25 protein-coding genes are annotated in these 25,044 nt (G+C 37.9%); 15 read left to right on the forward strand and 10 right to left on the reverse strand.

Features of this window, described 5'->3' with window-relative positions:
- The first annotated feature begins 1 nt into the window (after position 1).
- The 7 genes from JEP40_RS08870 to JEP40_RS08900 all read left to right on the forward strand — a co-directional run bounded on the left by JEP40_RS08870 (position 2) and on the right by JEP40_RS08900 (position 7,482).
- On the forward strand, positions 2–2,005 hold the full coding sequence (locus JEP40_RS08870) for a vWA domain-containing protein (protein ID WP_198623260.1): 2,004 nt from the start codon (positions 2–4) through the stop codon (positions 2,003–2,005).
- Complete coding sequence (locus JEP40_RS08875) at positions 2,005–2,697, forward strand: ABC transporter ATP-binding protein (RefSeq protein WP_232799215.1); 693 nt, start codon at positions 2,005–2,007, stop codon at positions 2,695–2,697. Before JEP40_RS08870 ends, JEP40_RS08875 begins: the two co-directional genes overlap by 1 nt.
- On the forward strand, positions 2,678–3,913 hold the full coding sequence (locus JEP40_RS08880; RefSeq protein ID WP_198623261.1) for an ABC transporter permease: 1,236 nt from the start codon (positions 2,678–2,680) through the stop codon (positions 3,911–3,913). Before JEP40_RS08875 ends, JEP40_RS08880 begins: the two co-directional genes overlap by 20 nt.
- Entirely contained in the window at positions 3,903–5,459 is a 1,557-nt protein-coding gene (locus tag JEP40_RS08885; protein WP_198623262.1) for a formylglycine-generating enzyme family protein, read from the forward strand. Before JEP40_RS08880 ends, JEP40_RS08885 begins: the two co-directional genes overlap by 11 nt.
- A gap of 24 nt (positions 5,460–5,483) precedes the next feature.
- A complete protein-coding gene (locus JEP40_RS08890; RefSeq protein WP_198623263.1) occupies positions 5,484–6,167 on the forward strand; it encodes a hypothetical protein in 684 nt (227 codons plus the stop codon).
- A gap of 17 nt (positions 6,168–6,184) precedes the next feature.
- Entirely contained in the window at positions 6,185–6,673 is a 489-nt protein-coding gene (locus tag JEP40_RS08895; RefSeq protein ID WP_232799216.1) for a hypothetical protein, read from the forward strand.
- A 257-nt stretch (positions 6,674–6,930) separates the two neighbouring features.
- On the forward strand, positions 6,931–7,482 hold the full coding sequence (locus JEP40_RS08900; protein WP_198623264.1) for an Ail/Lom family outer membrane beta-barrel protein: 552 nt from the start codon (positions 6,931–6,933) through the stop codon (positions 7,480–7,482).
- A 486-nt stretch (positions 7,483–7,968) separates the two neighbouring features.
- On the opposite strand, the gene chbG is transcribed toward JEP40_RS08900, so the two are convergent.
- The 6 genes from chbG to JEP40_RS08930 form a co-directional block, all read right to left on the reverse strand.
- Complete coding sequence (chbG, locus tag JEP40_RS08905; protein ID WP_198623265.1) at positions 7,969–8,730, reverse strand: chitin disaccharide deacetylase; 762 nt, start codon at positions 8,728–8,730, stop codon at positions 7,969–7,971.
- A 36-nt stretch (positions 8,731–8,766) separates the two neighbouring features.
- Positions 8,767–10,122, reverse strand: a complete 1,356-nt coding sequence (locus JEP40_RS08910; protein WP_198623266.1) for a 6-phospho-beta-glucosidase — start codon at positions 10,120–10,122, stop codon at positions 8,767–8,769.
- A 161-nt stretch (positions 10,123–10,283) separates the two neighbouring features.
- The gene (chbR, locus tag JEP40_RS08915; RefSeq protein WP_198623267.1) at positions 10,284–11,132 is read right to left on the reverse strand and encodes a transcriptional regulator ChbR; all 849 of its coding nucleotides are present in this window, start codon (positions 11,130–11,132) and stop codon (positions 10,284–10,286) included.
- Positions 11,133–11,142: 10 nt separating this feature from the next.
- Positions 11,143–11,490 carry a PTS N,N'-diacetylchitobiose transporter subunit IIA gene (chbA, locus tag JEP40_RS08920; protein ID WP_198623268.1) on the reverse strand — a complete coding sequence of 116 codons (348 nt, stop codon included), beginning with the start codon at positions 11,488–11,490 and terminating at the stop codon, positions 11,143–11,145.
- A gap of 60 nt (positions 11,491–11,550) precedes the next feature.
- Complete coding sequence (gene chbC / locus JEP40_RS08925) at positions 11,551–12,909, reverse strand: PTS N,N'-diacetylchitobiose transporter subunit IIC (protein ID WP_109409028.1); 1,359 nt, start codon at positions 12,907–12,909, stop codon at positions 11,551–11,553.
- A 94-nt stretch (positions 12,910–13,003) separates the two neighbouring features.
- Complete coding sequence (locus JEP40_RS08930; protein WP_072068900.1) at positions 13,004–13,330, reverse strand: PTS sugar transporter subunit IIB; 327 nt, start codon at positions 13,328–13,330, stop codon at positions 13,004–13,006.
- Between the two features lie 452 nt (positions 13,331–13,782).
- Here JEP40_RS08930 and JEP40_RS08935 point away from each other — a divergent pair, with 452 nt between their 5' ends.
- The 4 genes from JEP40_RS08935 to JEP40_RS08950 are packed head-to-tail and all read left to right on the forward strand — an operon-like array spanning position 13,783 to position 17,465.
- Positions 13,783–14,742 (forward strand): siderophore ABC transporter substrate-binding protein, encoded by a 960-nt coding sequence (locus JEP40_RS08935; protein ID WP_198623269.1) that lies wholly within the window; start codon positions 13,783–13,785, stop codon positions 14,740–14,742.
- Positions 14,743–14,751: 9 nt separating this feature from the next.
- Positions 14,752–15,714, forward strand: coding sequence for an ABC transporter permease (locus JEP40_RS08940; RefSeq protein ID WP_198623270.1), 963 nt, complete (start codon positions 14,752–14,754; stop codon positions 15,712–15,714).
- Positions 15,701–16,708: an iron chelate uptake ABC transporter family permease subunit gene (locus tag JEP40_RS08945; protein WP_072068903.1), complete on the forward strand. Its 1,008-nt coding sequence runs from the start codon at positions 15,701–15,703 to the stop codon at positions 16,706–16,708. The genes JEP40_RS08940 and JEP40_RS08945 overlap by 14 nt, the downstream gene beginning before the upstream one ends.
- Before the next feature lies 1 nt (position 16,709).
- Positions 16,710–17,465: an ABC transporter ATP-binding protein gene (locus tag JEP40_RS08950; RefSeq protein WP_197269758.1), complete on the forward strand. Its 756-nt coding sequence runs from the start codon at positions 16,710–16,712 to the stop codon at positions 17,463–17,465.
- Between the two features lie 204 nt (positions 17,466–17,669).
- Here JEP40_RS08950 and JEP40_RS08955 read toward each other — a convergent pair whose 3' ends face one another.
- From JEP40_RS08955 to JEP40_RS08965, 3 genes are all read right to left on the reverse strand, one after another.
- Positions 17,670–18,002, reverse strand: coding sequence for a cupin domain-containing protein (locus JEP40_RS08955; RefSeq protein WP_198623271.1), 333 nt, complete (start codon positions 18,000–18,002; stop codon positions 17,670–17,672).
- Between the two features lie 111 nt (positions 18,003–18,113).
- Positions 18,114–19,424, reverse strand: a complete 1,311-nt coding sequence (locus tag JEP40_RS08960) for an MFS transporter (RefSeq protein WP_198623272.1) — start codon at positions 19,422–19,424, stop codon at positions 18,114–18,116.
- Positions 19,425–19,495: 71 nt separating this feature from the next.
- Positions 19,496–20,656 carry a mandelate racemase/muconate lactonizing enzyme family protein gene (locus JEP40_RS08965; RefSeq protein WP_198623273.1) on the reverse strand — a complete coding sequence of 387 codons (1,161 nt, stop codon included), beginning with the start codon at positions 20,654–20,656 and terminating at the stop codon, positions 19,496–19,498.
- Between the two features lie 295 nt (positions 20,657–20,951).
- Here JEP40_RS08965 and JEP40_RS08970 point away from each other — a divergent pair, with 295 nt between their 5' ends.
- From JEP40_RS08970 to JEP40_RS08985, 4 genes are all read left to right on the forward strand, one after another.
- Positions 20,952–21,665, forward strand: coding sequence for a GntR family transcriptional regulator (locus JEP40_RS08970; RefSeq protein ID WP_198623274.1), 714 nt, complete (start codon positions 20,952–20,954; stop codon positions 21,663–21,665).
- A 267-nt stretch (positions 21,666–21,932) separates the two neighbouring features.
- Positions 21,933–22,721 carry an SDR family NAD(P)-dependent oxidoreductase gene (locus JEP40_RS08975; RefSeq protein ID WP_198623275.1) on the forward strand — a complete coding sequence of 263 codons (789 nt, stop codon included), beginning with the start codon at positions 21,933–21,935 and terminating at the stop codon, positions 22,719–22,721.
- A 37-nt stretch (positions 22,722–22,758) separates the two neighbouring features.
- Positions 22,759–23,721 (forward strand): sugar kinase, encoded by a 963-nt coding sequence (locus JEP40_RS08980; protein ID WP_198623276.1) that lies wholly within the window; start codon positions 22,759–22,761, stop codon positions 23,719–23,721.
- Between the two features lie 2 nt (positions 23,722–23,723).
- Complete coding sequence (locus JEP40_RS08985; protein ID WP_198623277.1) at positions 23,724–24,353, forward strand: bifunctional 4-hydroxy-2-oxoglutarate aldolase/2-dehydro-3-deoxy-phosphogluconate aldolase; 630 nt, start codon at positions 23,724–23,726, stop codon at positions 24,351–24,353.
- Between the two features lie 100 nt (positions 24,354–24,453).
- On the opposite strand, the gene JEP40_RS08990 is transcribed toward JEP40_RS08985, so the two are convergent.
- A complete protein-coding gene (locus tag JEP40_RS08990) occupies positions 24,454–25,005 on the reverse strand; it encodes a TetR/AcrR family transcriptional regulator (protein WP_198623278.1) in 552 nt (183 codons plus the stop codon).
- Positions 25,006–25,044 lie beyond the last annotated feature (39 nt).

The raw sequence follows: 25,044 nt of genomic DNA on the forward strand, positions 1-25,044 counted from the left end.
TATGAAAAAGGCGCATTGGCTTACTCTTATTCTCAGTGGTTTAATTCTGACAGCACCTGCAAGTGCTGAAGAGAAAAAACCGCTATTACAAGAGGGTAAAAAAACTCTCTATCAGCGTGTATTAACCTACCCAGGTTGCCAAGTGGCAGACACAATTGGCGTAGCAGGTAAAGAACAACCCGCATTTAGCCGTTTTTATGTATATCAGCGTCAAAAACAAGGCGCCAATGAGTGGCTACAAGTCGGCCCTGATAGCTTGGGTCATATTAGCGGTTGGATGAATGCAAGCTGTACATCTGAATGGAAAATGCAGTTAACGCTGGCTTTTACTAACCCAGCGGGCCGTAACCCAATGCTATTCTTCAAAGATAAGCAAACGGTTGAAGGCTTGCTTGAAAGTCCTACTCCCGAAAAACAGTATCAACCTTTTTTAGCTGATATCAAAAATCAAAAAATCAATCCGGCTGTTTTAGCTAAAGAGCCTGATTATCTGATTGATCAGAAAAGTAATTTTTATCTATTACCTGTACTAGGTTCAGATGAAGTCTTTACTGATGCGGGATATAAAGTGCGAGTGCTCAATGTGGCGTCTGTCTCTTCACAAACCAAAGACAGCAAAGACGCACAGAATACGAATGCAACCACAAACAATACAAAGCCAGCAACGCCAGACAGCAAAGATGCTGACAATATGATGCAAGGTTTTTCTGCGGCTGTCGTGTTTGTTATCGACTCAACAATATCAATGGATCCTTACATTGATAGAACCAAAGAAGCGATTCAAAAGGTTTATGCTCAAGTCGAAAAAGACAATATGTTGGATAAGGTAAAATTTGGTTTAGTTGCGTTTCGCTCGAATATCAAAGCCGTCCCCGCATTGGAATACGATAGCAAAATGTTTGTAAACCCCAATGACGTAAAAGACGGCCCTGATTTCCTGAATAAAGTAAAAGAGTTACGCCAAGCGAAAGTCTCAAGTAGTCGTTTTGATGAAGATGCATATGCTGGTGTTATGCAAGCCCTTGATGATGTTGATTGGACTCGTTTTGGTGCGCGTTACGTTATTTTAATCACTGACGCGGGAGCATTAACGGGAGATGATCCGCTGTCATCAACTAAACTCGATGCTGAACAAATTCGCCAAGAAGCGGCTTATCGTGGTGTTGCTCTTTATACCCTGCATTTAAAAACCCCATCAGGGGCAAAAAATCATGCTTCAGCACAAGCACAATATGAAGCATTAACACTTAATCCGTTCTTACACAAATCACTTTACTACCCTATTAACTCAGGGGATGTAAATAGTTTTGGTCGTATGGTAGACAGTTTAGCAACTGCTGTAACCACACAAATTCAAACGGCTTATCGTGGTGAAGCCACCGTAGGCAGTGCATTAAATGCCGATCCTACTTATAGCAAAAATAAAGAAACTGATGCCTTACTTAACGATGCGCATGATTTAGGTTATGCCATGCGTTTAGCATATTTAGGTGAAAAACAGGGCACAAAAGCACCTCCGGTCTTTAAAGCGTGGATTAGTGATCGAGACTTATTACAGCAAAATATCCCAACAACAGAAGTACAAGTGTTACTGACCAAAAGTGAGCTTAGCGATTTAAGTGATGTGATGAAAAAAATTGTTAATGCCGCTAACGAAGGGTTGATCTCACCTGACAATATGTTTGCTGATTTACGTTCGATTGCTGCCACTATGGGTAACGATCCTAATCAAATCAAACAGGGTTCTGCGACTAAATTAGGTGAAATGGGCTTATTGGGTGAATATGTCGAAAATCTCCCTTACTTAAGTGAAGTATTGAGCTTGGATGAAGAGACATGGAAAAGCTGGGATGGTCTAACACAAGAGAAGTTTATCCGCCGACTCAATACGAAATTACAATATTATCAACGTTATAACGAAGACGTTGATCGTTGGATATCCCTTGCACCACAAAGTGATCCGCGCGATCACGTTTACCCAGTTCCACTGGAAAACCTACCTTAATGATCCAGATTGAAGGCATGGTAATTACGCGTGGTGATGCGCAACATGGTTTTCGTGTTGCGCTTCCTTCATTGATCCTTGAAAAAGGAGAAATCGGCGCGTTAACCGGATTAAGTGGCTGTGGAAAAAGTACCCTGTTGGAAATGATCGGGCTTATTTTACGCCCTGATGAATTAACCCATTTTCAACTCGATGATAATTTAACTCTCACACAAGCCGTGCTAAATAATGAGCAAGCACAACTCGCATCATTACGAGCAGAGAAATTAGGTTTTATGCTTCAAAGTGGAGGGTTACTGCCTTTTTTAACCGTCATGCAAAATATTCAATTACCTCGCAAAATGCTGGGGTTAACATCGCACTCCGCTTGGCTCGATCACGCAATTGACCATCTGCAATTGCGCCCATTGTTAACTCGCCTTCCTCGCCAGCTCTCCATTGGTGAACGTCAACGCGCAGCGTTTATTCGCGCTATTGCACACGAGCCGACATTATTACTTGCTGATGAACCCACTGCAGCTCTTGATCCCCATAATGCGCAAGCGCTGTATGCCCTTATTGTGGAGATGGTGAAGCAACTGGAGATCTCTGCGCTGGTTGTTAGCCACGATTGGTCTCTAGTCGAGCGTTTTGGGTTTAGCCACTATCACGCACAACTAGAAGGAGGCGGTAGTGTCTTTATCAAACAATAGTGCCGATCCTAATCGCCTTGGCTTACTCAGCTCACTCGCTTGGCGCGACTTAATTTATGATCGCAAAGTCGCATTATGTATTGTGTTTTCTTTAGTCTCGGTAATTGCGCCACTGTTGCTACTATTTGGATTAAAAAATGGCATTGTAACGCAACTCCATAACCAGCTTCTTAATGATCCTCGTAACCTTGAAATACGCATGTTAGGCAATAGTAATTATCCACAAAGTTGGTTTAATAATATTGCGCAGAAAGATGAGGTACGCTTTGTTATCCCATTAACACGTAGCTTAAATACACAAGCTGATATTGTGATTGATGGACAACATTTTATTGATAATGCGGAAATCATTCCGACAGCAGAAAGCGATCCTTTATTAGAGGGAGTGGCTATACCTAAAAATGCAGACACGTTAGTGCTTTCTGCCAATGCCGCACAAAAATTACAAGCTAATGTCGGTGATAACGTCCGATTATTTATCAGTCGCAAACTTAATGGCGTCAATGAACGCGCAAAACGTACTTTTACTATTAGTGCCATTATCAGTGATAGTAAATTTTCAAGAGCCGCGGCCTTTGTTTCTCTTGATGTTTTAGTGGCAATGGAAGATTACCGTGATGGTTATCAAGCTCCTCTTTTTGGTATTACACAAGGTGTTGAGGCAAAACCAAGAACTCAGTTTGCTAAAGCTCGTCTTTATGCCAAAAATTTAGATGCCATCGCACCATTAGATAATTGGTTTCGGCAACAACACATTGATGTGATAACACAAAAAAGCCAAATAGATTCTGTAAAAGCAATCAGCTATGTTCTTAACGTTATTTTTTCTGTTATTGCTTGGGTCTCATTATTAGGCTGTATCGCTTCATTAATTGGTGCCTTTCTTGCCAATATTGACCGCAAACGTAAAGACATGGCAGTACTACGCCTACTGGGATTCCGTCAATTTGCTGTTTCTTTATATATTGTGTTGCAAGCGCTGCTATTAACAAGCGTTGCCTTTATTTTAGCCCTTGGGCTTTATGGGATTGGTAGTAGCTTATTTACCACATTATTAGGCACCCATTTACCCGAACAAGCCTTTGTTTGTCAGTTAACGTTTTGGGATTTATTGATTGCTATGTGCAGTGCCTTACTTGTGGCCTTAGTCGTTGCCTGTATTGGTGCATTACGTGCCGTTTCAATTGAACCTGCGGAGAGCTTACGTGAAATTTAATTTATCGCTTTTAACTTTATCATTCGCGCTGTTATCTAGCAGTTTTACGGCATCAGCCAAATGGGATGATAAATTTGTTAACCCAAAAGCCTTACCTGATGATGTGATATTGCCATTTCCTTGTGAAGGTTCAATGGTCTTTCGCCAAGTTACTATCCCTCTCAGTCAGCCTTTACAAGATTACAGCGTGACTTTAGGGCAAGAAGGTGATGAATGGGGTTATTTAGAGCAATCACGAGCTGAACATATTGCGGGTAGCTTCCCACTAAAAGGTAAAGAAAAAGGCCGTTATTACCTTATGGCAAAATATCCCGTTACCGATCTGCAATATAACGCCATGCAAAGCACTATTAATGGTAAAGAGTGCCCTGTTGCCTCAAATAAATTACGTTTACCGAAAGTAAATATTAGCTGGTATGAAGCCATGCAGTTCGCCGATCAATATAATCAATGGCTAAGAAGCCATCATCCAGAAGCATTACCCGTAGAAGATGGCGCAAAAGGCTTTGCACGATTACCGACAGAAACAGAATGGGAGTTCGCAGCTCGTGGTGGCCTAAAAGTCTCAGCGTCAGAATTCCGAGATATTCGTTTTCCTATGCCGGAAGGTACCAAAAACTATATTTGGTCGGCAGGTAGCCAATCTGCTAACGGTTCTTTACAGCTAACAGGCCTATTATCGCCTAATCCTCTCGGATTACATGACATGTTAGGTAATGTCGCTGAAATGATGTTTGAGCCTTTTCGATTAAACAAACTCGATCGCTTACACGGGCAAGCAGGTGGATTTATCGTACGTGGCGGTAGTTATCTAACGCCAGAGAGTGATATGCGCAGTTCATGGCGTCAAGAAGAGCCTTATTACACCAATACGGGTGCAAATAAAAATAAATACACTGGCTTTCGTTTAGCCATTGTTGCCCCAGCATTAACATCACGCGATAAGATCAAAGAGATAGAAAAAGAGTGGCAGCAATTAGGAAATGAGAAGCCCGCAAGTAACAACTCAAAAACTAATAGCGATAACTCCATCAATAGCCTGAATACACTCTCAACCCAAGTGCAAGATGAAGCATTGAAAAAACAATTAGCTGAATTAAAAAATACCTTACGGGCAAATGCACAACTACGAGATGAACAACGTGATCAAGCTATCCGTACCTCACTGCAATTAGGTGCTTTTTTATGTACCAAATTAAAAGATGATGGCGAGTTCTATGACAGATTAATCGCATTACATGAAAAAAACTGTCCTCCAGGCACTAAAGATGCCACATGTGAACGACGTCAAGAGCAAGTTAACGAGCATAAAAAAACGCTCGACTTTGTTGTGAGCTATTACGCAGACACATTAGTGGATATGGCAACCACCTATGACGCCTCTTTAGTTAAACCGCAAATTGACGTTGTACGCCAATTAATGGAAGCCAGAGGTAAATCGAATTTAAATACGTACCTTTCAACCTATATGCAGGGACTCCAAGGATATTGGGCGAACGGTAAAGTTTCACGGAATGAATGGCTTGAAGCGTGCAAAAAACAATAACAGAGACTTTGGGATAGGTGTGGTATGAATAAACGACTTATGGCTGTACTTGGCATTAGTGCCGTACTTACTTTATCAGGGTGTCAAAGTAATAGTGGTGCTGATCCACGTTTAAAAAATAACAGTGATATGGAGTTTTTCAGTAAATCTGGCATTGGGGCTTGTGCAGGTGGTGCTGCTATTGGTGCATTAAGCTGCCTAGTGGCTAATGTTGATAACAAAGGCGCCTGTATGATCATCGCCGCGGTCGCGGGTTGTGGTGTTGGTATTGGTGCAAATGCCTATTTAGACAATAAGCGCCAAAACTATGCCTCGAAAGAAGAAATGCTCAACTCAATGATAGAGGATGTGAAAAAAGAGAACCAGCGCTTACAAAGTGCCTCAAATACCGCCAGAGCCGTAATCAACGACGATAAAAGAGCGTTGGCAAAAATTGAGCAAGATATGAAACAACAACGCCTCAATAAAGCCGCGGCTGAAAAACAATTAAAAGGTATTGATGCCAATATCACAGCACTTCGTTCTCGTTTAGCGGATATGAAAAAACGTGAAGGTGAATGGCGTGATATCGCTGCTCAAAGTCGCCAAGATGGCCTAAAAACGGCACAACTTGATAAACAAATCAATGGGATGAAACAACAAGTAACCTCTTTACAAGAAGAACTTGATAGCCTTTATACCCAACGTACAGCAATAAAACTTAGTTAACGTTAAAAAGGATGATAATGAAATTTTTACCTCTTTCCCTTGTCGGCATGACCTTACTTTTAAGCGGTTGTGTCACCAATCCCGCTGATTGTGATCCAACAACGGGTGATGTCAGTATAATTACCAAATTCAACTGTAATTATTCAGGGACTTATGACAATCGTATTGAACAAAAAAAAGCAATTTTAGGTAATGAACAAGCATTAAACACCGAGTTTAAAGCTGTTCTTGCTGCCATTGAGAAAGAAAAACAACAGACCAATGCAGATCTAAAAAGTAAACAAGCTAGTCAACGTGCATTAAGCCAATCAATGAATAATCTGTTAAATCAAATTCGCCAAAAAACCAAAGGGCAAAATGATATTCAAAAGCAGATCAATGAAATTGATACGCAAATGAAAGCGGCACAAAACAATCCATCAAAATCAGTGATGGAAAAACAGCTTGAATTAGAGAACTTACAAAATCAAGTCATTAGCCTACAAAGTGACCTAGGACTTAAATAAATCCTCACAGGCTCTCTAGATAATAGAGAGCCTTCTTTTAACGTCTACTTTTTCTTTTTATTGTTGTTCCCTATTACGAATCATATTTAATTTATATTAATTGTTTAATAGTATTATTAATAATTAAATAGACACTTTAATAAAATAACCTTATTTAAACACATGTACTCTTTTTTATTCCATTAAAAACAATCTCATTATTATAATCCTCCCGCTTCATAATACGTTCTCCGCTTTTTATTTATGGGATATAACTAATGAAAATAAAATTACTATCAACTTTATTTATTAGTGGCTTATTGGCTACCTCTTCTGTTTATGCTCAAAATGATTTTAAATTAGAAAAAATCACTCTTTCAGCGGGTTATGCTCAAGTCAAAATGGCAGGTCAAAATCCAATGCACGGCGGTGTATTCTCTATTCGTCAAGAAATCAATTCACAATTTGGTATTTTAGCAACAGCCACTTATGCTCAAAATGAATATGATTTGAATAAACCTGTTAATACTTTTTTTAAAGATGTGAATGCACGCTATTACTCTGTAATGGCAGGTCCTACAATACGTCTAAATGATTTCATTAGTGTTTATGGCACCGCGGGTATCAGCCAAATTCAATTTAAATCTGAAAATTCAGAATTAAAAAAATTAAAGAAAAATGCATTCAGTTGGGGAGCTGGTTTAATCGTTAATCCAGTTGAGATGGTTTCTATTTCTGTTGGATATGAAAACAGCCGTTTTAAATTCAAAGATATCAACAATCGGATCATTTTAGATGGTTTTATTGCCAATATCGGTTATCGTTTTTAAATAATATAAAGCACATATTATTTTATGATATGTGCGTTTTCATAATGTAGTTTAAAACTACATTATGAAAAATTTATTATATGCTGTTATTAGAGTAAATAGTATTAGTTATAAAATATAAATAAAGATAACTATTCTAAATCTCTCAGTTGGAGAACCGATATCACGTTCACATCTCCAAAAAATATTACACTTACTTTAGGTTATGAGGGGACTATTTCAGAATGAAAGAAAAAATCACCCTAAATTTATTTTAAATTAAAGGATATTTTGTACGTTCTAGACAGTAACATCCTTGTATTAAAGAGTGAGAAAATAACCTTACTGATAACCAGAAGGGAGCCTAATTTAGTTAAATTGAATGAAAACACGTAAAAACAAAAAACCTCTGCTTTATAAAAACAGAGGCAAAAGACTATTTAAATTATAATTTCCAAAAGACCCACACTAGGGAATAAACACAGACACCGATTGTCTAAAAACCCACTACATTAAATCTTGATATGTTCCTAGCTGATAACCTCTTTCCAAAATGGCCTGTTTTAATGCGCCATCCGTTAACACTTCTAGCTCTGTTAGACGCTGAAAACAATAACCACTAGTACGCAATGGATTATCTACAAAAGCAGGATGTGTCATCACTTCAATAGAGTGCTCATGACGTGCTTTTGATTCATCAAGTACCTTTAAAAATAAGGCTTGAGTGATTTCATCACCATAAAATTGACTATCAAAACCATCACTACTTATCACACCTTGAGTGTCAATCCCTTCTTTGTGGGCTAACGATCTATCAACCCGCATCGGTAATGATTTTTCTTTGGCAAACTCCGCCACAATAGGAAAGATCTGCTTAAACATATGTACATGATGGTGACTATCAATATGGTCTGGCGCACAGCCGAAGATCTCAATAAAACGCTGATATTGCACGTTAAGCTCAACACGAATTTCATCAAGCGGTAAATTGTCCTCTTCTGCCATTTGCCACACCCATTTCCCTAATACACCATCACGCGTTAAAGAAGGTAAAGGAGACAGTGGTTTACCCATCGTCAAAGTAAAGTGAAGCCCAACACCTAAACCAGGCAACTCATGACGCAATTGTGCTGCGTGTTCAATTCCCTCAGCATTGACAAGTGCCGTTGTTGAGCTAACAACACCATGACGAAAACACTCTGCAATACCATAGTTTTGGCCTTTACTAAGCCCAAAATCATCCGCATTCACAATTAATAAACCAGCCATTCTGTCTCCTTATCACTTATATTTATCTGCCGACAATTAATGAGAGGCTTTTTCTAACTCAGCAATTGCTTTAGCAAAATGAGGTAGATGTGCTTTATGCGCTAATAACATTTCACGTGTAAGCACTTCTGCATCTTTATCGGAAAGTACTAATGGCGTTAAATTCATGGCTAATAAAGCGTCATTTAATTCACCGCTAATAGCTGCTTTACTGGCTGCAATTTCAAAGGCTTTAATGGTATGAATTAATCCCATCACTTTTTCATCAAAATGCGTTAAACGAGGATGAGGTTTAGCGCCATCTCGGCCTAAAATTGCAGTCACTTCAATTGACCAATCTGCAGGAATATTATCAATATGGCCATGATGTGGAATATTCACATAATGCTCAGCTTGTTTATCATTATAAATGGCGTTAATCACTTCACAAGCTGCATCAGAATAATAGGCACCACCGCGTAATTCCAACTCTTTTGGTTTGATATTTAAATCAGGATCTTTATATAACTCAAACAGTTGTTTCTCGACTTTCTGTACCACTTTAGCGCGAGCGCCACCTTTATAGTATTCGCCCATTTCTATAGCTAACATCTCTTTTTGCTTAAAGTAATAAAGCAAATATGAACACGGCAACATATTAAGGGAACGAATTAACCCTTCACTAAAAGGTAAATCGAAAATATTTTTCACCGAGCCTGCAGTTAATGTTCCTGAAGCAACACCATCCAATAATTCAGGAAAACGAGATTGACCATTTACAATGACATCTTTAATAAACACCATATGATTTAAACCAAATAAATCAATTGAGAGTTCATCTTTATCTGTTAACTTCAGAACATCTGTAATAAACATCTTCATACCAATTGGAATATTACAAACTCCAATAAATTTCTTAAAGTTGGTATGACGATAAACCGCTTCAGTTACCATACCTGCTGGGTTGGTAAAGTTAATGATCCATGCATTAGGGCAAATTTCTTCAACATCTTTAATAATATCGAAAATAACAGGGATCGTGCGTAGCCCTTTAAATAGCCCACCCGCACCATTGGTTTCTTGTCCTAAATAGCCGTGACTTAACGGGATCGACTCATCAAGCTCTCTTGCTTTCAATTGACCCACTCGCAATTGTGTTGTGACAAAATCAGCATCTTTTAATGCTTCACGGCGATTAAGGGTTTTATAAATAGTTAAAGGAATACCCGCTTTTTTAACCATACGCTGGCAAAGTTCAAAAATAATATCGAGCTTCTCTTTCCCTTCTTCTACATCCACCAGCCATAATTCAGTGATCGGTAATTCATGATAACGCTTAATAAAACCTTCTAACAATTCAGGCGTATAACTGCTTCCACCACCAATGGTAACGATTTTTAGTTTATGACTCATAAAATACTCCCATACAGCACAATAATGCTGTTATTTGTGTATTAATAGCGAAATTAAGGCGCAAAGAGTCCTTGAAGAAAATAGGTTTATTTTCTTTTTTTTCTCTATTTCAAATACAATCAATATTTATTATTGATTAATTTTTTACGCTTAATAATGAATTAGTTTGTTTCTTTAATACTGCACAAATTTTTTCGATAACTATTTGGCGTCAATGATGTTATTTTCTTAAATGTCTTAATAAACAAACTCGGGCTACTGTAGCCAGAATCAAAAGCAATATCGGTTATCGAATAATTTGTTATTTCTAACTGTTTTTTCGCAAAATTAATCCTAATATCATGAATAATTTGCATGGGTGTTTTATCGTAATAACGCCGTGTTGCTCGGGTTAAGTACTCTTGTGATTTTCCTGATAGCATTACCATATTAATCAATGCATTTTCACCAAACTTTTGTTTGTCATGCATCTCGCTTACGGTATCTCTTAGCCATAAAGGAATATCATCTTCAATACGATTATCTCGATGGTGTCGTAATCTGTTCACCACATTAAAGGTGACAATTTCAATAAATTCATTAAATTCCGTATGGCGAAAATTTAATGAGCTAATAACAGATTCAATATAAGAGAGAAACTCATTTTTTAATTCATAAACCTGTGAGGCAATAAAATAAGAAGGTAATAAAGAGAGATAATGTTTATCAAAAAAAGCTTTACTGATCCCTACATTTAAAATACGTGTCGCACCAAAATCATAAAAACTTTGATGATGAGAGCCTATAGGAATAAAAACAAAATCACCACGCTCTAATAAAACCTTTTTACCATTAATCTCTTGATAATAACGTCCTGTTAAAACAATGGTGAATTCATAATAATCATGTTGATGCAGTCCGCTGACACTTTCTGTTTTATTATAAATAAAGACATGAAAATTTTTGCCATTAAATAGCTGATCTTCATAGACCATACGTATTTCGCTTTGTGCTCTCAATGACTCCACCACAGTATTCACCTTATTTTATTTTTTCATGCAACTCGATTAATTCTGTCACTAGCTCTCTGGCTAACATTGAAGTCATTAAATGATCTTGTGCATGGACTAAAACTAAACTGACTTTCGTTTTTCCAATACCTTGGTCATCACCAATTAAACGTGTCTGTATTTTATGGGCTTCATTTAAGGCTTCACGAGATTGCTCCATTAACTTTCTAGCGCCTTCAAAATCACCTTCTTTGGCTTTTTTTAGTGCACCATAAGCCACACTGCGTGCTTGACCTGAATTAATGATAAGACCCATGATTATCTCTTCAAATTCATCTTCCGTAGCACTGCTATCAACTATATTTTCAATATCTAACATGGTATATCCTCTTTAACTCTGAAAAGTGCAGAGAAACCTCTGCACTTCTTTTTCTATGACTTAAAATTTCAATGCATTCGCAATATCTTCTTCACTCTCTTCTTTCTCAATTTCAGTTTGTGCTTTGTTTGAGATGATGACGAAAGGAAGATAAATCAGTGTTGCCACACCCAAGTTAAACAGCGCTAATAACAGTGCTGCAATACTGCCGTTAGTATTAAAGAATGCGCCTAATCCCGTTGGCATCGTCCATGGCGCTATATTTGTTACTGGTGGGATTATCCCTAAGTAATAAGCAGTCACAGTAATTGCAGCAAGAATAGGCTGAATAAGAATAAAAGGAATAAACATCACTGGGTTCATAATCACAGGTAAACCAAAAATAATCGGCTCATTAATTTGGAATAAACCTGCTGGCAATGCCAATTTAGCAACTTGACGGTGATCCGCTCGACGAGATGCGATAAAGATAGCAATAATAAGTCCCAGTGTTGCCCCTGTACCGCCTAAGAAGATAAAGGAGTCTAACATCGGTTTCGCCCAGAGATGGAACGTCTTACCTGCTGCCAAAGCGGCTTCTACTGAACCGTACTCAGTGTAAATAGAGACGTTTTCTAATGCCCACGGCGTCATAATACCACTATCAAGTGCTGCAAGTGCCAGTGAACCATGAATACCAAAGAACCACAGTAGAGAGGTAAAAATAACGTATGCCCAACCTACAACAGAACCCATTGATGCTAATGGTGTTGAGATAGAATCTAAAATAATTTGATGGAAGTTTGTTTCATATGTCGCTAATCCCCACGAAATAATCCCCATAATTGATAAGATAATAAAACCGGGAATTAACGCAGAGAAAGAACGCGAAACAGAAGCTGGTACACTATCAGGTAATCGAATAACCCAATTGCGACGCACAATAAAGGTAAACATCTCAGCCACAACAAGACCAATAATGATACCTGAAATAATATTTGCCCCACCTAGCCAATTAGCGCCAACAGCATAAGCGCCAGCGGCATTGTAAGGTGTTACCGTCATAAAGGCAGCAATTGAGAGTAAGCCTGCCGCAATCGGGTCAACTTTTCGCTCTTCTGCTAATGCCATTCCGATAAAGAATGGCGCCATCAACGACATTATACCTAATGTACCGTTATAGACGTTCCCCCCGATAGCTTTAAAACCATTGAGTGTTTCTATTGTTGATGCATCAAGGCGGATACCTAGAGAATAAAAAAAGGAGCCATCACCAAAACTAAGAAAAACGTTATTGATAAGTACAAACATTGCCCCTGCAAGGGTTAACGGCATTAAACGAATAAAGCCATTTTTAATCGCATTAACGTGAGGTTGCTTTCCAATTTTAACCGCAAAAGGAAGGAGTACCTTTTCAAGTGAACCAATGAACTTACTCATAGAAAAATACCCTTTAAATGCCGCTAATTGCTCGGCTTGCTGAAAAATTCGCTCTTTGACTGGAATAAAAAAATTAAATAATTAAAAAATAAAATTAATTTGTTGTTGCAGATGCTTTTTTAATAGAGGCGACAGCGGCTTTTAACACGCCTAAGCCATCTACTTTTCCATATAACAGAGAATCGATCACTTCGACCGGTTTATTCGGGAGTAATTTTTGGATATCAGGTAACATCCAGCTAATTTGTGGACCTAGTAAAATCAGATCCGCATCCTGCCCTTTTTGTGCAGCTAAAGTTTCAGGAAAAGCTTCAATGACCACAGGCACATCATATTTTTCTGCTTGTGCTCGCATTTTGGTCACGAGAAGGGATGTTGACATGCCAGCAGAACAAAATAAGTAAATATATTTCTTTTGCATAAAACCCTCTTGAGTTGGCAATGATTTACCCTAGAGATAACAAGACTTTCTCTTGTGCATTCATTACTGTGTCAGTACAGAAACCGAAGTAAGATTAAAATAAGGATTGTTTCTGCTTGAATGAAGTATACGCAATGATACTAGCTAACGATATTTCTTACAGGTTAAGAATTGTCCCTCCTTGACCTACTCTTTTGACGCTCTTCACAAATTGAGCAAATAATCTTAAGAGTTCTTTCTCGTCACAAAATTTGTTCTTTATTTTCCTTTAATGATCTCTCGCAAAATTTCGCCATTTTAGTCAAGTTAACCCTTTATTATTATGAGAATGTGAATTAGTATCATTACTCTTTATACTTTTGATGGTATTATCATCTTCTTTGTGGATCGACATTTAAGCCACTGCTGTAAAGATCCGTCTTATTTCGTGTTGCAACAATATGGGAAAGAGAATGTTTAAAAAGTCATTAAGCCCACTGTTTTTACTGCTTTCTTCACTTGTTATCGCTGGTTGTGATAACGCTCAAGACACATCAACAGCACAATCAGCAGAGAAACAAACTCTCACGATTGAACATTTTCAAGGGACAACTGAAATCCCCGCACACCCACAGAAAGTGGTTGTGATGAATATGGAAACCCTTGATATTATTGATGCATTAGGTGCTCCTATTGTTGGCCTACCACAAACCAATGTTCATTTACCTAAATTCTTAGAAAAATACACCAACTCGAACGACTACATTAATGAAGGTGCCTTATTTGAGCCAAACTATGAAAAGCTCAGTACAACAGCGCCTGATTTAATTTTAAGTGGTAGCCGTGCTCGCGATGCGTATGCGAAATTAAGTGAAATTGCGCCTGCAATTTCAATGGATATCGACCCTAAACGTTTTGTTGAAAGCCTTGCTGAACGCACAACAACATTAGGTCAGATTTTTGGCAAAGAAGAACAAGCCAAAAAATTACTGGCTGATTTCAATAGTAAAATTGATACCGTAAAAGCCAAAACACCTGATGCTGGTAAAGCGATGGTAGTGCTAGTCAGTGGCGGTAAAATTTCAGCATATGGTCCAGGCTCTCGCTTTGGCTTTATCTATGATGTATTAGGCTTTGAACCTGCTTATTTATTTGATAGTCCTGGTTCACACGGCAACATCGTCAACTCTGAATTACTGTTAAAACTTAACCCAGATTGGATGTTTGTTATTGACCGTGATGCCGCGATTGGTCGCGAAGATTCTCAACCTGCGCAACAAGTCCTTGATAATGCACTGGTAAGAAAAGTAAACGCTTGGAATAAAGACCAAGTTATCTATCTTGATGCAAGCTCTATTTATATTTCCGGCGGGATCCAAACTTACTCTCGCTTAATGGATACTATCAATCAAGCGCTGGATCAAAAAAAATAAAGTAACTGAATGAAAACGTTCCATTTATCATTGGGGATAGGACTTGTTGCTATCCTCTCAATGATCAGTCTATTTGTCGGTGCAGGAGATATTACTCCTGCTTCGCTGTTTTCTGATCCCGATATGCGCGATATCTTCTTTATCAGCCGTGTTCCAAGAACCCTGTCATTATTACTCGCCGGTGGTGCCATTAGTGTTGCTGGCTTAATTATGCAACTGCTAACCCAAAATCGCTTTGTCGAACCATCTCTTGCGGGAACCACTCAATCTGCAAGCCTTGGATTATTGGTCGTTATGTTGCTCTTTCCGGCGGCTGGCATCTTTACCAAAATGATGGTCGCTACCATTTTTGCCCTTCTCGGTACTTTGTTGTTTATGTTGCTTCTGCAAAGGATCACGTTAAAAACGACACTGATAGTACCTTTAGTGGGGATTATGCTTAGCGCTGTTATCGGTGCGTTAACTATTTTCTTAGCCGTTTATTTCGATTTATTGCAATCTTTAGACGCATGGACAAGTGGCGATTTTTCAAGTGTATTACAAGGCCGTTATGAGCTTTTATGGCTTGTTGGTGCGCTTGCGTTAATGGCCTGTTGGGTTGCTGATAGCTTTACCGTGGCCGGAATGGGACGTGAATTTTCCATTAATGTGGGGCTGAATTACCGCAAGGTGATGATCATTGGATTATCCATTATTGCACTGATTAGTGGTGTTGTTGTGTCAGTTGTTGGTGCATTACCTTTCCTTGGCTTAATTGTACCCAATCTAGTGAGCTTAGTGATGGGTGATAATATTCGTAAAACTATTCCTTGGGTTTGCTTGAGTGGTGGTGCGATTGTTTTATTGTGTGACGTGATTGGTCGACTCATTCGCTACCCATTTGAGATCCCTGCCAGTGTTATTTTAGGTGCTGTGGGTGCCGTCATTTTCCTTTTCTTACTACTAAAGCAGCAACGTTATGCAAAAAGTTAATTCATCCATAATTAGCAAATGTACTGGCGCTGCCGAACATAAGAAAATGCGCCTTTCGCCCATGTCTCGTATCTGGTTATTATTAGGGGCATCGTTATTATCTATTGTATTATTTATGACGATAAACCTAAACGGCAATATCTCTTATATTCTGACTCATCGTGCCTACATTATTCTCACCATGATTGTGGTGGCGTTTGCGGCTGGTGTTTCGACGATCCTGTTTCAAACCATTGCCAACAACCGTATTTTAACTCCTTCATTAATGGGTTTAGAAGCTCTGTTTGTATTACTACAAACCGTGTTTGTCTTTTTTGAAGGTGATATGCCCGCATCATGGATGTTGAACTTATCAAAATTCTTTTTAGAATCAACACTATTGGTGCTATTTTCGGTTGTACTTTATCGTTGGTTATTTAGCTCCGTACGTTTTAACATCAATTTAGTCCTGATGATTGGGATTATCTTAGGTACATTATTTCGCAGTTCAGCCACTCTATTACAACGTTTGATGGATCCTAATGAGTTCTCCATTTTACAAGGTCGTATGTTTGCCACCTTCACCCGTGCAACCCCTGATCTTATCTTTTGCGCTTTAGCCATTATCGTTGTCGTCGGTATCTTACTTTGGCGGATGCGCTATAGCTTTGATGTCATGGCATTAGGCCAAGCGAATGCAATTAACCTTGGTATTAATTACCGCAAACAAACCACTTATATTTTATTACTGATTTCTGTTTTAGTGGCTGTTTCAACCGCTTTAGTCGGCCCATTAACCTTCTTAGGTTTAATTGTCGCTAACCTTGCTTACCATATCAGTGGCAGTAGCCAACACCGTTTCTTAATGCCTGTTGCCTTTTTACTGGGTACTATCGCCTTAATTGGTGGGCAACTGGTTTTAGAATATGGTTTAAAAATGACAGGAACACTTTCTGTTGTGATTGAGTTTGTCGGTGGGATGTTCTTTATCTATTTGGTGTTAAGAAGACTTTAATATGATTGAAATCAGCAAAATATCAAAGCATTATCAAGATATAACCGTTCTCGATAATATTACAACAACAATTCAACGTGGCGGTATTACTTCGATCATTGGTCCTAATGGTGCAGGTAAATCCACACTGCTTTCTGTTATTGGACGTTTATTAATTCCTGAAAGTGGCATGGTCAGTGTTAACGGCATGGATGTTGCGGCAACAGATAGTGATGTGCTGGCAAAAAACCTCTCAATACTGCGCCAAGAAAACCAGTTCGTCAGTCGTTTAACTGTAGAAGAATTAGTCGGCTTTGGGCGTTATCCTTACAGTAAGGGCCGTTTAACACTTGATGATAAAAAAGTGATTGATGAATCATTAGCTTTTTTAAATCTAACTGAATTTCGTCATCGCTATTTAGATGAGTTATCGGGTGGGCAACGTCAACGCACCTATGTTGCGATGGTGCTATGCCAAGATACAGAATATGTCATGCTTGATGAACCTCTGAATAATCTTGATATGAAGCATGCGGTAATAATGATGAAACTTCTACGAAAAGCCGCAGATGAATTAGGAAAAACCATTATTATCGTTATCCATGATATCAATTTTGCCTCTGTTTACTCTGACTATATTTTAGCCATGCGTAATGGACAATTGTATTATCACGGCTCACCCAAAGAGATCATGAAAGCAGACATTATCGAAGATATTTTCGACACCCCCGTTGACGTTAAAGAGATCGATAATAAGCTAATTGCTATGTATTACTAATCTTTCCTATTAAGGCCCCGATAATTAAATCCCTAATGGTAGGGGCCTTTCTAAAATAAATACAAATTTTTTATGGCTTAAAAACTGGATGAGTACTGAATAACAACTTTTACTGAATGGTAGAAATCTATTTATTGCTCATATCGACTTATTTAGTTACAAATTATCACATACAAAATAACTAAAAATACACACTAGTAGAGATCACAGATAGACTAAAAAATCATCTCTACTGGGTGTAAATATATCGAGCAATACACCTTCAGATAAACTTTTACAAGAATGATATTTTTCTGAGCTAATATATACAGAATCACCTTCATGCAATATTTTAATTTGGTTTTCGATACTATATTCAAAGCTGCCAGATAAAATATAAACCATCTGTTCATGTGGATGATTATGTTTTTTTCCTTGAATATCTTTATCAAAAAAAACTTTTACGATCATCATTTCTGGACTTCTAGATAATATTTTTCTTGTTATTCCTGGCTCAACATCCTCTGTTTCGATTTCTTTATCTATAAAAAATGGCATCTTTTTTCTTTTCTCTTTTATTATGTAAAAGAGGTTATCTGATTTAAATTAATCAAGAGAACCTCTCCAACTATATTTATGGATAATATATTTTTTATTTTTGATATATTATTAGCTTAATTTTGTACTATTTTTTTCTATCTCTATTTCATTTGGTGTAATGGGTTTAATATCTCGTAACATAACAAGATAAATTAATGCTCCCACTGCACAAGCAATTCCAGATACAATTAATGCCCACATAAAAGATCCTGTCGCACCAATAATATAGCCTGTGACAATCGGCCCCAGTATGCCCCCACAATTTGAAACTGCACTTTGCATTCCACCCAATACTGACGTCATATTTCGGGGTGCAACATCACCGGGTAAGGACCATATAGCGGAAGCAGCAAAAGCCAATGCTGCATAAGATAAGCAGAGTAAAAACATCATAACTGATGTTGATTCTACAAGCCCTGAGAAGGCTATACTGGTTGCAACTAACATGCCTCCAACAATAGGGAACTTACGAGCAATGTTAATATTATTATATTTAATAAAGAGATAATCGGTTGTAAAACCCCCTAACCATTGCCCAGCAATACCACACAGAGGGGGTAACATTGCCGCAAATCCCATCTCCTCTAAACTCATTCCCCTTTCCATCATTAAATAAGCAGGGAACCAAGTAATAAAGAAATAGATGGCATAATCGAGTAAAAAGAAGCCCATACACATTGCCTGGACATTACGATAGCGAAATAATTCATACCATTTCATGGGTTGAATATTATCAATACCTTCTTTTTTAACCTGTCCATCACGAATGTATTTTAATTCTGCTTCACTCACTTTTGGGTGTTGTTCGGGATCATGATAAATTTTTAACCACGCGATCACCCATAGAAACCCTAACGCACCACAGAAAATAAATGCTGATTCCCAACCCCATTTAGCAATAATCCACACCACTAAAGGCATCGCGAAAGCCGTACCAAATTTTGAACCACTATCAAACAGTGCGGTTATCCTTCCTCTTTCTCTATCTGGAAACCACTTGGCCGTTATCCCACTATTACAGGGATAAGCACCCGCTTCCCCCATTCCCATTAGAATACGTGTGGATATAAAACTCAGCGGTGTTTTAGCTAGTGCCGTCGCAGCTGTAGCCATAGACCACCATAACACTGCCCCCGCAAGGGTTTTTCTTTGCCCAAATCGATCGGCGATAAAACCTGCGGGTATTTGACATAATGCGTAACTAAGAAAAAAAGCAGACATTATCCAGCCCATAGCTTCAGGAGAAATTTGTAGTTCTTCTGATAACGTAGGCGCAGCCGCTGACATAACCGTTCTATCAAGATAATTAATAGCAATCGCAAGGGTCATTAATATTGCGATAGAAAACCTGACTCTTGTTCTTTTTTGAGTATTTATCATGGTATTCCCTTTTTAAAAAAGGTGTAGGGTTGTTAGTTAAAAATAAAAACTAACAAGAGGTCTCTAATTAATTATTTAAATAATTTTTCTGGGTTGATGGTATATTTTTTTAATTTCTCAATATCTAATTCGATACCTAATCCTGGTTTTTGAGGGATATCTAAATAGCCTTGTTCATCAACACTAAATGGCGTAGTCGTAATACCATCTATATATTGGCTACCACCAATAAACTCGACAAAATCGACATTCGGAAGTGCGGCAGCCAATTGCAGATCAGCGGCTAGCCCCATGGCGGTATTCCAACCATGGCCAACATATTTAACCCCAAAATCATCAGCCATCCATGCGATACGACGTTGTTCTGAAATACCACCGACTTTAGTCACATCAGGTTGCACGATATCGAAGGCACCTTGAGATAGCCAAGGTAAGAAAGATTGGCGACGAGTGAGAACCTCCCCTCCGGCAATAGGAACAGGACTTTCCTTACGCAAGACTTTAAAATCTTCAATATCATCAGGGCGTAAAGCTTCTTCGAACCAACCTACATCATATTCACTTAACATATTTGCAGTGTTGATGGCCCATTTAAGCCCATTTTTCCAATATGCATCACTCGCACCAGCATCAACCAATAAGTGAGCCTCATATCCAGCCGCATCCCGCGCTGCTGCAATAATATTTCTATCTAGTTCTTTATCATTCGTTCGACCAAAAGGTCCCCAACCAATTTTAAATGCTTTAAATCCTAACTTTTTATAATGAGAAATCACCTCAAACATAGTGTCGGGTTCTTCCATTAATAAAGAACAATAAGGTTGGATCTTCGATCGGTAATTACCGCCAAGAAGAGTACTGACAGGTAAGCCACTTGCTTTACCTAAAATGTCCCAAAGAGCAATATCAATTCCACTAATGGTATGAGTTAACGTCCCTCCTCTTCCCATCCAAAAGGTATGCTGGCGTAGCTTTTCAGATACACGTTCAGGCTCTAACGCATTCTCACCAAGACAAAGAGGAAGTAATACTGATAAGCCTGCTTCAACCAATCTACCATCAGTAAAAACACTGCCGTAGCCCGTTATTCCCGCATCAGTATGCACAGCAATAATGGCATGAATGGAGTCTTCGGGTTTGATCTCATTAGACCATCCGCCTTTAGGACTTTCACCAAATAGCGGAACGGCAACAATCTCAGTAATTTTGATTGTATTCAGAGGTAAGTTCATTTCTTTTTCCTTAATCGCCTTCTATTAACACTCCGATTAAAGCATACAGTATGATTGTATACAATATTACAATCTTTAAATTTGAGTAATAAAGCTCATTTAAATGGAAAAAAAAGTAGGGGTAGCTCACAAAATATGAAATAAATAATAGATAGGTGAAAATAAAAAAATATTTTTAAACAATGAGTTAAATCATTTCCAGATGAGTAAATAAAATCATTAAACTCTTTTTTTATTTATGTATAATGATTTTGACAACGATTTCTCCACTTCACTACAGAGTAAATAACCACTCATGAGTCATTCAACAAAAGAAAATTACTGGCAACCCGTAAAAGTAAAAACCATCGCTGACGATGTTGTCGATGCCATTGTCGAAGCCGCGACACGGGGCTTTATTCTTCCTGGTGATAGAATTGTTGAAAAAGAAATTGCTGAAAAAATGAATGTAAGCCGTATGCCTGTTCGTGAAGCATTACGTGTTTTAGAAAGTCAGGGGATCGTGGTGAGTGAACCTTTTAAAGGAATACGTTTAGCACCTGTTTCAGAACAACGCCTTAATGAACTGATCGATGTTAGAGTTGTGCTTGAACTATATGCAATTAGAACCTTAATTGGTAATAAAGGGCATCTTATTTCAGAAAATATCAATTTATTTAAGCATAAAATCGATCAAATGAGAAAAGCCACATTACTAAAAGACCATTATCTTTTCTCTCTTAGCGATGTCGATTTTCATCGTACTATCTGTATTCTCAGTGGAAATATAACGTTAACTTCACTTTGGGAAAATGTCGCTAAACAACTCACAATCGTCATTGGTATCTCAACTTTAAGCAAACCGATGGAAGAAATTATTAGTGAGCATGAAATACTGCTCGATAAAATTATCGCTGGTGATTTAGCTCAATTAGAAAAAGAATTTGAAGAACACATTTGTGCACAAACTAAACGTGTCGATTTTTCAAAAATCATTGATAACAAAAGGAAGAAAGACATTAACTCTTAATACTTTTTAATATAAAAAACTCAGTGGCATGATTATTATGTCACTCTTTGCCTGTACTTTACTCCTCTCTTTTCCCACTTTTATTATCTCCATTTTTTGACCCCACCTCTATTTGAAACATTGATAATGATTCTATTTATATAGCATATCATTTGACTTCATTACTTATTGTATTATTGTATACAATATACAGTGTAGCAATAGGTAATAAAAATTCATTTAACAACAATAGATTAGATGAATTTCCTTATTAATGAGTAGAAAAATATGTTCAGTGAAAAAAAAGTCATGTTTATTACAGGTGCGGGAGCTGGTATCGGCGAGGCCATCGCATTACATCAGGCACAACAAGGTTATGCTGTCGTGATTTCTGACCTTCATATTGAGCTTGCTGAAAAAGTTAAAAATAAAGCCATGGCATTGGGCGCTCAGGATGTACTTGCGCTCCAATGTGATATTTCACAAGAACAGAGTGTTATTGAAGCGTTTGATCAAAGTATTAGCTACTTTAATGCAGTCCCTACAGGCATTGTTGCAAATGCAGGTATTGAAATAACTAAAATGGCGCACGAAACCTCATTAGCAGAATGGGAACATGTTATTAAAACAAACCTAACGGGGACATTCTTAACCTGTCGAGAAGCAATAAAACAGCTAATAAATAATAATATTGCAGGTTCATTAGTTTGTATTAGCTCACCGAGTGCCTCCGTTGGATTTGCAGGTGGCGCTAATAGTGCCTATGGTGCAAGTAAAGGAGGGATTTCCGCCTTAGTGAAAGCATTAGCGATTGATTATGCCTCTCATCATATTCGTGTGAATGCAGTCGTACCGGGTGCAACAGATACTGAGCTGTTAAAGGTTACGACAAATAACGCAGAGCATGCTTCTCTTGAACAACGAATTAAAACGCAGATCCCCGCCCAACGTTTAGCAAAACCAGAAGAAATTGCCCATGCAGTAGATTGGTTACTTAGCACTCACTCTAGCTATATTACAGGATCACATCTTTATGTTGATGGCGGGCTAACAGCGAGAGGCGCAAATGACTTTTGAGCCACACGATCAATCTCTCATCAAAAAGGAAGAAAATATGAAGCGAATTGCGTTTATTGGTGAATGTATGATTGAGCTTAATGGTTCACCATTTGGTGAAATGATACAGACATTCGGAGGTGATGTATTAAATAGCGCGCTTTATTTAAGTCGAGCCCTTTCTCATAAGCAAGATAATCAGCTTGAAGTATTTTTTATTTCTGCAATGGGTCATGACCTCCTCAGCAAAGAAATGCGCTATCGTTGGCAAAAAGAAAATATAAATTGCCAATGGGTATTAGAAGATAAAAAACATCACGCTGGCATTTATCTCATACAAACCGACGCCAATGGAGAACGCACATTTCTTTATTGGCGTAATAATTCTGCCGCCTGTCATTTATTCCAACATCCTGATTATCCTAGGCTTGAAAAAGCGCTAGATGAATTTGATGTTATTTATCTTAGTGGTATAACGTTAGCCATCTTTAATCATGAAGATAAAACAAAGTTACTTCACCTAATTGCACACTTATCCAAGTTAGGTAAAGAGATTATTTTTGATAGTAATTATCGATCTCATCTTTGGGATAACAGCTTAACCGCAAAATATTGGTATCACCAATTACTCCCTTTTGTCACATTAGCGCTTGTTACTGATGATGATGAAAAAAAACTCTGGAATGACATAACAATAAATAACACATTTCAACGACTTCATCATGCGGGAGTAAAAAAGGTTGTTATTAAATCAGGTAAAGAAGGCTGTTATTGCTCTGGTTTTCAACCCGATATATTAAAAATACCCGCCACAAATGTTGAACATATCGTAGATACCACCTCAGCAGGTGATGCATTTAACGCAGGCTTTTTAGCTGGCTATTTAAACCACCTTACCATACTGCAATCTGCTGAAATGGGGCATTTATTAGCGGGTCGAGTTATTCAGCATAAAGGCGCCATTATTCCCCAAGAAGATACTCAACCAATCACAACGACTTTTTTCAAAAATGAGAAATAGCCATGAAAGAGATTATCAATAGATTACGCCAATTAAAAATTGTTCCTGTTATTTCAGTTAAACATGCTGAAGATATAATTCCCCTTGGTGAAGCTCTCGCGAACAATGGATTACCCGTTGCTGAAATTACATTTCGTTCTCCTGTTGCAGCGCAAGCTATCTCATTATTAAAACAACATATTCCATCTATGTTAATCGGAGCAGGTACTGTATTAACTAAAGATCAAGTTAACGCAGCAAAGCAAGCAGGTGCTGAATTTATTGTTTCTCCTGGATTAAATCCCACAACAGTCACCTATTGTAATGAAATTAATCTTCCTATTATTCCTGGTATTAACAACCCGTCATCTATTGAATTAGCCTTAGAACTCGGTATCGATTTCGTTAAATATTTTCCAGCACAAGCCTCTGGTGGCATTACGATGTTAAAAGCATTATTAGCGCCTTATCACCATATTAATATTATGCCAACAGGCGGAATTGGATTAGATAATATTCATGATTACCTCAACATCCAACAAGTCGTCGCATGTGGTGGTTCATGGATGGTAAGTGAACAACTTATTCAACAAAAAGAATGGAATAAAATAGGCCAATTAACATTAGAAGCGGTTAATTTCGTTAACACATAACCATCTAATACGTTAGGCGAGTTTTATGATATTCCGATGAACAATGCATCCGTTTATGGAGAAGCATATTGTTATTTTCTTTATACAATATGCTCTTTTATCACTTAGTAGTGGCTTTAATAAGTTCAACATCAATATCTTTAAAAATAGCTTCCCACTCATTACCATTAATATTCATTAGCCCAAAATAACGCAGTAAAAAAGTGCCTTCTGCCGCTAAAAATGCCAGTCTTGCACGCCTTCCCGCTTCATTTGTTGTATCTAACCCCGCTAATCGTTGCTGATACCATTCTTTTGTACTTTGTAAATATTCTGGCGTTTGTAGTAATGCTGCCATTAAACTCGCGCCTTTGGCAAAAGAGACTTTATCGTGATGATGTATTGCATGGATATGTGCAGCGACACGATTGTCAGGGGAATTATCACTTTCAACTATCTTGTTAAATTGTGTTTCATAACTCTCTTCCCAGAAATCAAACATCGCATCAATCATCGCTTCTTTACTGCTAAAACAGTATTGAACGCCGCCTTTTGAGATCCCCATTTTTTTTGCAACAGTATCAATCGTTAACGCTGCAGCACCTTGTTTCATCACGATATCGAAGATCGCTTCTAATAATTTTTCTCTATCAATAGTTCTTTGACGTCCCATAAAAAACCTCTTTTCAATACGTTCGTATGGATTTATATT

Source organism: Proteus vulgaris, from assembly GCF_016239305.1.
GTDB classification, from domain to species: domain Bacteria; phylum Pseudomonadota; class Gammaproteobacteria; order Enterobacterales; family Enterobacteriaceae; genus Proteus; species Proteus vulgaris_C.